The sequence below is a fragment of the Roseovarius roseus genome, assembly GCF_043355935.2.
Classification (GTDB): domain Bacteria; phylum Pseudomonadota; class Alphaproteobacteria; order Rhodobacterales; family Rhodobacteraceae; genus Roseovarius; species Roseovarius roseus.
In genome coordinates this window covers 198,754-211,817 of sequence record NZ_JBHFPE020000005.1, presented here as the reverse complement: position 1 = coordinate 211,817, position 13,064 = coordinate 198,754, and the positions used below count along the sequence as shown (strand labels likewise).

General features: G+C 66.7%; 7 protein-coding genes. 5 read left to right on the top strand and 2 right to left on the bottom strand.

What is annotated here, in order from left to right; translation table 11 throughout:
- The first annotated feature begins 3 nt into the window (after nt 1-3).
- On the top strand, nt 4-5,412 hold the full coding sequence (locus ACEWPL_RS10980) for an alpha-2-macroglobulin family protein (protein WP_393934258.1): 5,409 nt from the start codon (nt 4-6) through the stop codon (nt 5,410-5,412).
- Between the two features lie 3 nt (nt 5,413-5,415).
- Nucleotides 5,416-7,446 (top strand): penicillin-binding protein 1C, encoded by a 2,031-nt coding sequence (pbpC, locus tag ACEWPL_RS10975; protein WP_393934259.1) that lies wholly within the window; start codon nt 5,416-5,418, stop codon nt 7,444-7,446.
- A 6-nt stretch (nt 7,447-7,452) separates the two neighbouring features.
- Here pbpC and rpe read toward each other — a convergent pair whose 3' ends face one another.
- Entirely contained in the window at nt 7,453-8,145 is a 693-nt protein-coding gene (gene rpe / locus ACEWPL_RS10970) for a ribulose-phosphate 3-epimerase (RefSeq protein ID WP_393934260.1), read from the bottom strand.
- A 138-nt stretch (nt 8,146-8,283) separates the two neighbouring features.
- Here rpe and ACEWPL_RS10965 point away from each other — a divergent pair, with 138 nt between their 5' ends.
- The 3 genes from ACEWPL_RS10965 (at nt 8,284) to ACEWPL_RS10955 (ending at nt 11,829) form a co-directional block, all read left to right on the top strand.
- A complete protein-coding gene (locus tag ACEWPL_RS10965) occupies nt 8,284-8,721 on the top strand; it encodes a PaaI family thioesterase (RefSeq protein ID WP_393934261.1) in 438 nt (145 codons plus the stop codon).
- A 76-nt stretch (nt 8,722-8,797) separates the two neighbouring features.
- Nucleotides 8,798-10,237 (top strand): TrkH family potassium uptake protein, encoded by a 1,440-nt coding sequence (locus tag ACEWPL_RS10960; protein WP_393934471.1) that lies wholly within the window; start codon nt 8,798-8,800, stop codon nt 10,235-10,237.
- On the top strand, nt 10,237-11,829 hold the full coding sequence (locus ACEWPL_RS10955; protein ID WP_393934262.1) for a thiamine pyrophosphate-binding protein: 1,593 nt from the start codon (nt 10,237-10,239) through the stop codon (nt 11,827-11,829). The genes ACEWPL_RS10960 and ACEWPL_RS10955 overlap by 1 nt, the downstream gene beginning before the upstream one ends.
- A gap of 58 nt (nt 11,830-11,887) precedes the next feature.
- Here ACEWPL_RS10955 and aroC read toward each other — a convergent pair whose 3' ends face one another.
- The gene (gene aroC, locus ACEWPL_RS10950) at nt 11,888-12,994 is read right to left on the bottom strand and encodes a chorismate synthase (RefSeq protein ID WP_393934263.1); all 1,107 of its coding nucleotides are present in this window, start codon (nt 12,992-12,994) and stop codon (nt 11,888-11,890) included.
- Between the last annotated feature and the right edge of the window lie 70 nt (nt 12,995-13,064).

The following is a 13,064-nucleotide window of genomic DNA, read 5'->3' as shown; positions in this document are numbered from 1 at the left end:
GCCATGCTGCGCCCTGCCCTATTCGCCCTGCTTTTCATCGGCATCGCTTCGGGGGCGGCCGCGCAGTCCGCAGTCCCCGACAGGCGCGCGATCATCACGCAGAACGTCGATTTCTACGGCGCGGACCTGACGGCTATTTTCGACACGACCTATGAGGCCTGCCAGAATGCCTGCCTTGGCACGCCGGACTGCCGCGCGTTCACCTATAACAGCAAGTCGAAAGCCTGCTTTCCCAAAAGCGCGATCAGCGACGAAGAGCCCTTTGACGGTGCGATTTCGGGCCGCGTCGTGGCGACCGACCCGGCGGTGCTGGCAGAGGCCGCATCGCGCGCGGACGATCTGGCGTTTCTGGGCGGCGGCGCCATAGACGAGGCGCGGCAGCAGGCGGAGAACATCGGGCGGCTGCATTCCGGTGGTAACTGGACCGCCGATGCGATGATCACCGCCGCGCAGGAGCGTGAGGCCGGCGGCGACATGCTGAACGCGATGCGCTGGATGGGCGCGGCGACCGCCACCACCGATCTCAGCGAGCATTGGACCGATTACGCGCGCCTGTCGCTGCGCATTGACGGCGATCAGTCACAGCATACCGCCCGCGCGATCTCGGCCAGTGCCAATGCCTATTTGCGCGCCCTGCCGGACGGCGCGCGCGTCAACGCGCTGCTGATCATGGCCGAAGCGCTGGAGCGGGCGGGCCAGGGCCGCGACATGGTGCAGGCCTTGCGACTGGCCGAGCGGATCCAGCCCCGCGCGGATGTCACGGCGGCGCTGAACGCGGCGGTGGCCAAATACGGCTTTCGCATCGTGGACAATTCGGTCGAGACAAGCACGGCCTCCCTGCGCATCTGCGCCGAATTCTCGGAAGATCTGATCGAGGCCGGCACCGATTATGCGCCCTTCGTCCGTCTGCCAGAGGCGGGCCTTGTGGTGCAGCCGGATCAGCGCCAGATCTGCATCGACGGCGTCCAGTTCGGCGAACGCTACACGATCACCTTCCGGCAGGGCCTGCCCGCCGCCGATGGCCAGACCCTGACCAAGGATGTCGACATCACCGCCTATGTGCGCGACCGCGCGCCGCAAATCACCTTTCCGGGCCGCGCCTACGTCCTGCCCCGCGCCGCCGATGCCGCGCTGCCGATCGAGACGGTGAACCTCGATGAGGTGCAGCTGTCCCTGCGCCGCGTCAGTGACCGCAACCTTCTGCGCACCATGCAGGATGGGTATTTTGGCCGCCCGCTGGACGCCTATGCGCTGGATGCCTTCACGCAGGATATCGCGCAGGATGTCTGGAGCGGTACCGGGGAGGTGCAGAACCAGCTCAACCGCACCATGACGACGCGCCTGCCACTGGGCGATGTCCTGGCCGAGCAGCCGCCGGGCATCTACACACTGACCGCAAGTATCGAGGGTGTGGATCGTCATAACGACGCGGGCGCGACTCAATGGTTCGTGCTGACCGATCTGGGGCTGACGACCCTCTCGGGCAATGACGGGCTGCATGTCTTTGCCCGCAGCCTTGCCAGCGCCGAGGCGCTGGAGGGGATCGCGGTGACGCTGGTCTCGCGCGCCAACGCTGTGCTGGCCACCGCCACGACCGATGCCGAGGGCCATGCCCTCTTCGATCCCGGCCTTGCGCGCGGCGCGGATGGCGCGGCACCCGCGCTGATCCTGGCCGAACGGGGCGAGGAAGACGCGGCGTTCCTGTCCCTGACCGATCCCGCCTTCGATCTTTCGGACCGCGGTGTCGAGGGCCGCGCGCCTGCGCCGCCTGTCGATGTGTTCCTTGCCACCGATCGCGGCGCCTACCGCGCGGGCGAGGTGATCCGCGCCACCGCTCTGGCGCGCGGCGATACCGCCGAGGCGATCACCGGCCTGCCCCTGACCGCGATCCTGACGCGGCCCGATGGCGTCGAGTACACCCGCGCGTTTTCCCCGGATGGTGTCGCAGGCGGCCATGTCTTTGATCTGCCCGTGGGCGAGACGGCCCCGCGCGGGACATGGACGCTGGACATCAAGGCCGACCTTGGCGCGCCGGCGCTGGCCAGCACGCAGGTTCTGGTCGAGGATTTCCTGCCCGAGCGGATCGACTTTGATCTCTCGCTGCCCGCAGGAACGCTGAGCGCGGGCACCCTCCCGCCCCTTGAAGTCGCGGCGAAATACCTCTTTGGCGCGCCCGGTGCGGGGCTCAAATCTGAAGGCACGCTGGTCCTGCGCCCGGCGCGCGCGCTTGAGCCATATCCCGATTATGTCTTTGGCCGCCATGACGCCGCCACCGGCCCGCGCGTCGAGGTGCTGGACGGGGCTGAGACTGCCGAGGATGGCACGCTGACCCTACCCTTGCGCCTGCCCGAAGATCTGGACGCCGCCCGCCCCTATACCGCCACTGCAAACCTGCGCCTGCGAGAGGCCTCCGGCCGCCCGGTCGAGCGGCAGATCACCCGCAGCGTCGCCCCCGCCGCGCCGATCATCGGGATCAAGCCCGCCGGTGAGGACGTGGTACCCGAAGGGTCCAATGCGACATTCGAGATCATCGGCGTCGCCCCCGACCTCAGCCGCACCGACATGCAGGTGGAATGGACGCTGAACCGCGTGAACACCCGCTATCAATGGTATCGCCAATATGGCGACTGGAATTGGGAGCCGATCACGACCCGCACCCGCGTTGCTACCGGCACAGGCACCCTGGGCGAGGCCCCGCTGACGGTCAGCGCCCCCGTCGAATGGGGCGAATACGAGCTGTTGGTCGAGCGGACGGATGGTGCCTACACCGCCTCCTCGGTCCAGTTTTACGCTGGCTGGTACGCGCCCGCAGAAGGCAGCCAGACACCCGATACGCTACAGGTTTCCTTGGATGCAGAGAGCTATGCGCCCGGCGACACAGCGCGCCTGCGCATCGACGCGCGCCATGCCGGCACCGCACTGATCAATGTCATGTCGAACCGCGTCATCTCGCGACAGTCTGTCGAGGTCAGTGAGGGCGAGACCGTGATCCCGGTCGAGGTGACAGAAGACTGGGGCCCCGGCGCCTATGTGACTGCACAGCTGATCCGCCCGATGGACGTGGCCGCCGGGCAGAACCCGGCGCGCAGCCTTGGCCTTGCCTATGCCAGCATCGACCCCGGCGCCAAGCAGCTGAGGGTCAGCATCGACGCGCCCGAGACGGCAGAGCCGCGCGGGCCGCTTGCCACCAGTGTCACCGTGGACGGGCTGGCGGGCGAGACGGGCTACGTCACACTCGCCGCCGTGGATGTGGGCATCCTCAACCTCACCGGGTTCGACAGCCCCGATCCCTCGGGTCACTACTTCGGCCAGCGCCGCCTTGGCGTCGAGATCCGCGACATCTATGGCCGTCTCATCGACGGCATGAACGGGGCCGAGGGCGCCGTGCGCTCGGGCGGGGATGCCGGGACCAGCATGCAGCGCCAATCGCCGCCCCCAACCGAAGAGCTGGTGGCCTATTTCACCGGACCGCTGACCGTGGGGCCGGATGGCACCGCCACGGCCAGTTTCAATCTGCCAGATTTCAACGGCACCGTGCGCCTGATGGCCATCGCGTGGAGCGCCGGGGGCGTGGGGCAAGCCGCGCGCGAGGTGATCGTGCGCGATCCGGTGGTGCTGACCGCCTCCCTGCCTCGCTTCCTCGCGCCGGGCGATACCAGTTCGCTCCTGCTCGAAGTGGTCCACGCCACCGGCCCCACAGGCCGCGTGGGTCTGGACGTCACGGCCGAGGGCATTGCGCTGAACGGCGATATCCCCTCGGGCTTCGATCTGGCCGAGGGGCAGAAGCAGAGCTTCCGCCTGCCGATTACCGCGGGCGAGGTGGGCGACCATCCCATCCGCATCGCGCTGACCACGCCGGACGGAAAGCAACTGACCAAATCGCTGACCCTGCCCGTGCGCGCCAATGATCCGCCCGTGTCACAAACGCGCCAGTTCCAGCTGGCAGCAGGCGACACCTTCACGCTCACCGATGACGTCTTTGCGGACTATCGCGAGGGCACGGGCGAGGCTGTCGTCTCGGCGGGGGCCATCGCGCGGCTGAACGTGGCCGGGCTGCTGCAATCGCTGGACCGCTATCCTTACGGCTGCACCGAGCAGGTGACCTCCCGCGCGCTGCCGCTGCTATACTTCAACCAGGTCGCCAGCGCGCTGGGCATGGGCAATGATGCGGGCATCAAGGCGCGAATAGATCAGGCGGTCGCGCGGGTTCTGACACGCCAGACGGCCAGCGGCGCCTTCGGCCTCTGGCAGGCGCAATCGGGTGATTTCTGGCTGGATGCCTATGTCGCCGATTTCCTGTCGCGCGCCCGCGCCGAGGGGTATGACGTGCCGGACCAAGCCTTCGCCATGGCGATGGACAACCTGCGCAACCGCGTGAATTACGCCCCGGATTTCGACAATGGGGGCGAGGATATCGCCTATGCGCTCATGGTGCTGGCGCGCGAGGGCGCGGCGGCGATGGGCGATCTGCGCTACTATGCCGACGTCAAGGTGGGTGACTTCGCGACGCCGCTGGCGCAGGCGCAACTGGGCGCGGCGCTGGCCTCCTACGGCGACCCCAGCCGCGCGGATGCGATGTTCCGAGCCGCACTGGCCAGCAGCAGGACCGACAGCAGCACCGCGCAGGTCTGGCGCTCGGATTACGGCACGGCGATGCGCGACCGCGCGGGCGTTCTGGCGCTGATGGTCGAGGCGGGCAGCACGGCGGGTGATGCCATGGACCTCGCGCGCAGCCTCGATACCGACGGCCCGCACCTCTCGACCCAGGAAGAGGCGTGGAGCCTTCTGGCCGCGCACGCCCTGATCGACGAGACGGGGGCGGCGGGCCTCACCCTCAACGGTGATCCGGTCAACGGCCCCTTCATCCGCAAGCTGGAGGCAGGGGTCGGCGCCCCGCAAGCGATCCGCAACACGGCTCAAACCGATACCGACATCACGCTGACCACCTTCGGCGTGCCTCAAGTGCCCGGCCCTGCGGATGGCTATGGCTACCGGATCGAGCGTGAATACTTTGACATGGACGGCGACGCGCGCAACCTGGACGGCGTTCCCTCAGGCACGCGCCTCGTCGCGGTTCTGACGGTAACGCCCTTCGAGGCCAGCGAGGCGCGGCTGATCATCGACGATGCGCTGCCGGCGGGGCTTGAGATCGACAATCCAAACCTCGTCACATCCGGCGATATCGGCGCGCTGGGCTGGCTGCAGACGGCCTATGCCCAGCATACCGAGTTTCGAAGCGACCGCTTCATCGCCGCCGTCGACTGGCGCGAGGATCGGCCCTTCCGCCTCGCCTATATCGTGCGCGCGGTGACGCCGGGCGACTACCATCACCCTGCCGCCACGGTCGAGGATATGTATCGTGCCGAATACCGCGCCAATACCCAGACCGGCGCGATGTCGGTGACGGAGTAGGCCATGCGCGCGCATCGCTGGCTCTTTGCGCTCGCCCTGACCCTCGGGCTGGGGGCCGGTGCGCGGGACGGGCTGGACCGCTGGATTGCGGCCACGCCCATGCCCCCGCTGCTGACAACGACGGGGGCCGAGGTACTGGACCGCAACGGGCGGACGTTGCGCATCTACACCGTCGCCGATGGCCGCTGGCGGCTGGCACCGGGGCAGGTCGACGCCGCCTTTATCGACATGCTGATCGCCTATGAGGATCAGCGCTTTCACAACCATTCGGGCATCGATCCGCGCGCCATGCTGCGGGCCGCCGCACAGGCCGTGCGGCATGGCGGCATCACGTCGGGCGCCTCGACCCTGACGATGCAGGTGGCGCGCCTGATGGAGGATGGCAGCACCGGGCAGTGGGCGGGCAAGCTGCGGCAGATCCGGCTGGCGCTGGCGCTGGAGCGGCATCTGACCAAAGATCAGATCCTGCAGATCTACCTTGCCCGCGCGCCCTATGGCGGCAATATCGAGGGCGTCCGCGCCGCCACCCTCGCGTGGTTCGGCAAGGAGCCACGGCGCCTTACCCCCGCCGAGGCCGCCCTGCTGGTGGCCCTGCCCCAATCGCCTGAAACGCGCCGCCCCGACAGGCACCGGGAGGCCGCGCGCGCCGCGCGAGATCGCGTGCTGAACCGGATGGCACGGCAAGGCGTGCTGAGCTGGGAAGAGGCCGAGGCCGCCAAGCTGGACCCGGTCCCCACCGCGCGCCGCCCCTTCCCGGCGCTGGCGCCGCATCTGGCCGACCGCGCGCTGGCCGAGGAGCCCGGCGCACTCCGCCATGATCTGACCATCGACGCCGCACTTCAGACGCAGCTTGAGGCCCTGGCCGCCCGCGCCGTGCGGGGCCTGCCGGGGGCGGTATCGGTCGCCATCGTCATGGCCGACCACCGCAGCGGCGAGATCCTCGCCTCGGTCGGCTCGGCAGGCTTTGACTCTGGCGCGCGGCAGGGCTTTGTCGACATGACGACCGCGCTGCGCTCGCCCGGATCGACGTTGAAGCCCGTGATCTATGCCATGGCCTTTGACCGGGGTCTGGCGCACCCGCAGACCCTGATCGACGACGCGCCGGTGCGCTTTGGCCCCTACGCGCCGCAGAATTTCGACGGGTGTTTTCGCGGTGAGGTGACGGCGGCGGATGCGCTGCGCCAATCGCTCAACATTCCGCCCGTGCGCCTGATGGATGCCATGGGCCCCGCGCATCTGATGGACGTGATGCGCCGAGCCGGGATGCATCCCCAACTGCCCGGCGATCACGCGGGGCTGGCCGTGGCGCTGGGTGGCGTGGGCGTCAGCCTGACCGATATGGTGCAGCTCTATGCCGCCCTCGCGCGGGGCGGTGAGGCGGTGCCGCTGCGCTGGCGACAGGGCGAGGATGGCGCGCCGCGCCGCATCCTTGGCCGTGCCGCCGCGTGGCAGGTGGGCGATATCCTTGCCGGTCTTGCGCCACCCGCGAATGCCCCCGCCCGCGCGCTGGCTTACAAGACTGGCACCTCCTACGGGCACCGCGACGCCTGGGCGCTTGGCTGGGATGGCGCGCATGTGGCGGGCGTCTGGATCGGGCGGCCAGATGGCACGCCGGTGCCGGGCGCCTTTGGCGGCGATCTGGCCGCGCCGATCCTTTTCGAGACGTTCCAGCGGCTGAAGCCTGCCTTTGATCCGCTGCCCCCGCCCCCGCCCGAGACGCTGACCCTCAGCACCGCCGAGCTGCCGCAGCCCATGCGCCGCTTTGCCGGGCGCGGCGCCGCTTTCGACCTGGCGCGCGGCGCACCCGAGCTGATCTTTCCGCCCGATGGCGCGCGCATGGCCGTCGAGGGCGACCTACCGGTCAAGGTGCGAGGCGGCACACCGCCCTATACCTGGATGGCAAATGGCGCGCCCATGCTGACAGGCATCCGGCGCGAGCATGCGAATATCCCCGGTCTGGGGCAAGGTTATAGCCAGATCGCCGTGATCGACGCCAAGGGGCGCAGCGCGCGGATCACGGTCCAGCTGGAGTGAGGCCGCTCAGCCCTGCGCGGCCTCGGCAGCGGCGCGGATCGCGCGGATATTCTCCCCGTAAGCTGCGGGATTGTCGATGCTGCCGCCCTTGAACACGCCCGAGCCGGCGACAAAGACATCGGCCCCGGCCTCGGCCATCAGCGGCGCGGTTTCGGGGGTCATGCCGCCGTCGATCTCGATATGGATGGGCCGGTCACCGATCATGGCGCGCAGGCTGCGCACCTTCTCGATCTGGCTGTGAATGAATTTCTGGCCGCCAAAGCCGGGGTTCACCGTCATCACGCAGATGAGGTCCACCATATCCAGCAGGTGCGGCAGCGCATCCAGCCCCGTGCCGGGGTTAAGCGCCAGTCCGGCCTTGCACCCGGCCCCGCGAATGGCCTGCAGCGTGCGGTGGATATGCGGGCCGGCCTCCACATGTGCGGTCAGAATATCCGCCCCGGCGCCTGCATAGGCGTCGATATAGGCATCGACCGGCGAGATCATCAGATGCACGTCCATAACCGTCTGGATATGCGGGCGAATGGCGGCCAGCAGCGGCGGGCCGAAGGTGAGGTTCGGCACGAAATGCCCGTCCATCACATCGACATGCACCCAATCGCATCCCTCGGCCTCGATCGCGCGGATCTCCTGCCCGAAATTGGCGAAATCGGCGGAAAGGATCGACGGGGCGATCTTGATCTTGCGGTCAAATGGCATGGCATGGGCTCCGGGGGGTGTGGCTGTTGCGGCGTAGATGGGGCCTAAACCCCCTTGGGGTCAAGTCCACGCGATTGCGGCGGGCGCAGCTTTGTGCCACCTATCGGATCACATGCACTCAAAATGGCGCTGCCCTCCATGTCCGACACGTCCCACGATACGCCCATCGACCCCTCCCTGCTCGAGGCGCCTTCGGGCCTGCAAACCCATCTGGGCTTCGAGCTGACGGAATGGTCGCGCGATTTCGCGAAAGTGGAATTGGATTTCACACCGCATCTTTATAACCGCCAGGGCCTGCTGCATGGCGGGGTCCACGCGCTGATGCTGGACACGGCCATGGGCTATGCGGGCTGCTATACCGGCGATCCGGATCAAAAGCAGGACGCGCTGACCCTGTCGATGACGGTCAATTACATCGGCCAGCTTAAGGGTAAACGCATCATCGCCACGGGGCGGCGCACGGGGGGCGGTCGGCGCACCTATTTCGCCGAGGCCGTGGTGACGGATGAGAATGGCGAGATTGCAGCAAGCGCGACAGGCGTCTTTCGCTATCGCAGCGGGCCGTTGACGGGCTGACATGTCAGGGCCAGTGGTCTCTCAATCGCGCACGCCGCGAAACGGGGCGCGGGCCGATCCCCGCGTCATTTTCGACATGCGCCCGGTCGGCTATGTCATTGGCCTGACGCTGATGGCGATGGGCCTGACCATGCTGTTGCCGCTGGTGGTGGATATCGCCGAGGGGCGCGGCCATTGGGAGGTGTTTGCCCAGTCGTCGATCATGACCATCCTTGTCGGCGGGCTGGTCGCGGGTGCCTGCCGCAACGGGGTGGGCGAGGGCCTGACCATCCGCCAGACCTTCCTGCTGACGACGGGCGTCTGGGTGGTGCTGCCGGTCTTTGGCGCATTGCCTTTGATGCTGGGGGCGACAGAGCTGAACGTCACCGATGCGGTGTTCGAGGCAATGTCGGGTCTGACGACCACCGGATCGACCGTGATCGTGGGCCTCGACACGCTTCCCAAGGGCATCCTGCTGTGGCGCGGGATCATCCAGTGGCTGGGCGGCGTCGGCATCGTCGTCGTGGCCATGGTGTTCCTGCCCGAGTTGCGCGTGGGCGGCATGCAGATCTTTCGCGCCGAGGCCTTCGACACGATGGGCAAGATCCTGCCCCGCGCCACCGAGATCGCCAGCCGCATCTCGGTGATCTATCTGGGCATGACCATCGCCTGCATGATGGCCTATATCATGACTGGAATGACGCCTTTTGATGCGACCGTTCATGCGATGACAACCGTCTCGACCGGCGGCATGGCGAATTACGACGCCTCCTTCGGCGCACTGCATAAATCGGCCGAATATGTAGCGGTCGTTTTCATGATCCTAGCGGCGCTACCATTCGTGCGGTTCGTCCAGATGCTGGCCGGGACGGCGCAGCCGATGCTACGCGATCCGCAGGTGCGCGGGTTTTTCATGACGATCTTCAGCATCGTCACCGCGCTGACCGCCTGGCAATTCGTCCAGCGCGCGCATTTCACCGAAGAGACGTTCCGCGAGGTGCTGTTCAACGTGGTGTCGATCATCACCGGCACCGGCTATTCAAGCGAAAACTACATGCTGTGGGGGCCGTTCGCAGTCTCGATCTTCTTCTTTACCGGGCTGATCGGCGGCTGCGCCGGATCCACCTCCTGCTCGGTCAAGATTTTCCGTTATCAACTGCTCTTTGCCTCAATCCGGGTGCAGCTGGCCCGCATCCGCGCGCCGCATGGCGTGTTCACGCCGCGCTATGCCGGCAAGACCGTTGGCGACGACGTGATGAACTCGGTCATGTCGTTCTTTGTCTTCTTCACCGTCAGCCTTGGCCTCTTCGCGGTTCTTCTGGGCCTGACGGGCCTCGATTTCGTCACCGCCCTATCGGGCGCGGCCACGGCGCTGGGCAATATCGGGCCGGGCCTTGGCGATACGATCGGGCCGGCCGGAAATTTCGCCACGCTCAACGACACCGCCAAGTGGATCCTGACGACAGCCATGCTGGTTGGCCGATTGGAGCTGCTGGCGGTCTATGCCATCTTCACCGTCTCATTCTGGAGGATCTGATGTCCGAAACCCACCGCAGCCGCCCCTTGGGCGCGCAAATCTCGCATATGCTGAAATCGCGCGGGGTCGATACGATCTTTGGCATCCCCGGCGTGCATAACCAGGAAATGTATCGCGGCATCGAGGAGGCGGGCATCCGTCACCTGCTGGCCCGGCATGAACAGGGCGCGGGCTTCATGGCGGATGGCTATGCAAGGGCCAGCGGCAAGCCGGGGGTGGCCTATGTCATCACGGGCCCGGGCCTTTGCAACACGATGACGCCGATGGGCCAGGCCTATTCCGACAGTGTTCCGCTTTTGGTTCTGTCCTCCTGCTTGGACGAGACGGCGGCGACGCGCGGCCAGTTGCACCAGATGCTGGATCAGCAGGCGGCAGGCGCCACGGTATCGGACTGGTCCTATACCGCCCATACCGCCGCTGCGGCCTACAGCCTGATCGACCGCGCCCTGACGGAATTCCAGACAGAGCGCCCCCGCACCAAGCACATCCAGGTGCCGATCGCGGCGCTGGTCGCCGAGGCGGGCCCGGCCCCGGACGCCGCCCCCGAGACCACGCGCACGCTTCAATCCCTGCCCGAGGGCATCGCGGACCGTATCAAGGCGGCCAAGCGCCCGCTCTTCATCCTTGGCGGCGGCTCGGTGCGCGCCTCCGAGTCGGCTCGAAAGGCACTTGCCACGCTCAAGGCCGCCAGCTTCCCGACCTATGCCGGGCGCGGCATCATCTCGGTCAAGGACGACCCCTTGCATTACAGCGGCTTCTTGGGACGCCCCGAAAGCGCGAGTGTCGCGGCCAGCGCCGATCTGGTCGTCGTCGTCGGCAGCGAGCTCTCGGAAATGGATCTCTGGCGCGATACGCTAGGCAATGAAGGCCCGATGATCCGCGTGGACATCGACCCCGAAGTGCTGGGCCAGGTCGCCGGAAGCACCGCCGTCCAGATGGATGCGCGTGATTTCTTCGAAGGGCTGAACGCCACCCTTGAGGGCCACGCGGCGAACACGTCATGGAGCGCCGATGATGTGGCCAAGGCCCGCAAACGCTGGCGCGCCGAGAGCGACTCCGAGCGCAATGGCATCATGCGCGTCTGCGATGCGCTGATCGACGTGATGCCCGAGGATACCATGTATTTCTCGGACATGACCCAGTTCGCCTATACCGGTAAGGAAGTTTGGGACATGCATCGCCCCGGCCACTGGCACCATCCCTACGGCTTTGGCACGCTGGGCTATGCCCTTCCTGCAGGGATCGGCGGCGCCGCCGCCCGGCCCGGTCTGCCCACGGTCGTCATCGCGGGGGATTACGGCTTTCAATATACCGTGCAGGAGCTGGGTACGGCGGTCGAACTGGGCCAGCCGCTGCCGATCCTTCTGTGGGACAATGGCAAGCTGAAAGAGATCGAAGACAGCATGGTGCGCGCCCAGATCGCGCCAAATTCGGTGATCGCGCATAATCCCGATTTCTGCGCTCTGGCCGAAGCCTATGGCGCGAAATCGGCGGCACCCAAGTCGCTGAAAGAATTGCAGGACGCGGTGAAAGCGGCGTTCAAGGCCGATGGTCCGACGCTGATCTACATGACGGCAGACATGGCGGACTGAAACCGAACGCCCAAGACAAATCAAATTGTCTTGGGCAAATCCCTTTGCAAATTTGCGCCTAGCCGATCCGCCCCACAGGACCGATCGCGCCCGTCTGGCCGCGATGCAGCAGCAGGTGATCCAGCAAAACGCAGGCCATCATCGCCTCGCCCACTGGCACCGCGCGGATGCCGACGCAAGGATCGTGCCGACCTTTAGTGACCACCTCGGTCTGTGTACCGTCCATGCGGATGGATGCGCGCGGGCTGAGGATGGATGAGGTCGGCTTGACGGCGAAGCGCACGACGATCTCCTGACCGGTCGAGATACCGCCCAGAATACCGCCCGCATGATTGCTGCCATACTCGGGGCCGGTCTCGCCCATATGGATCTCGTCGGCATTGTCGGTACCCATCAGCTCCGCCGCCGCCATGCCTTCGCCAATCTCGACACCCTTCACGGCATTGATCGACATCATCGCGGCCGCCAATTCGGTATCGAGCTTGCCATAGACCGGTGCACCGAGGCCCGCGGGCACGCCGCGCGCCACCACCTCGATGATCGCCCCGACCGAGTTGTGATCCTTGCGCAGCTTTTGCAGATACGCCTCCCATTCGGGCGCGGCCTCTGCATCAGGCAGCCAGAAATCGTTGCCGTCGATCGCCTCCCAGTCAAAGCGCTCCCGGTTCAGCGCCATCGCGCCCATACGGGTCATGTAGCCCTTGACCTGCACGCCGGGGATCAACTGATCCAGCGCCGCGCGCGCGATGCCACCCGCCGCAACGCGTGCCGCCGTCTCGCGTGCGGAACTGCGACCGCCGCCGCGATAATCGCGGTGCCCGTATTTCTGGTGATAGGTGATATCGGCATGGCCGGGGCGGAAGGTGTTGGCGATGTCGCCGTAATCGCGGCTGCGCTGATCGGTATTCTCGATCATCAGCTGGATCGACGTGCCCGTCGTCTTGCCCTCGAACACACCCGACAGGATGCGCACGGCATCGGGCTCGTTCCGCTGGGTCATGTTCTTGTTCTGACCGGGGCGGCGCTTGTCCAGCCAGTGCTGCAGCACCCTTTCGTCCACCGCCACGCCGGGAGGGCAGCCGTCCACCGTTGCGCCAAGAGCTGGCCCGTGGCTTTCGCCCCAGGTGGTGACGCGAAACATATGTCCGAAAGTATTGAGGCTCATGGCGCGGCTCCTTTGGGCATGGGTCTAGCCGCCCGGCCCCAGCGCATCAAGCCATTCAAGCGAAAGGGGC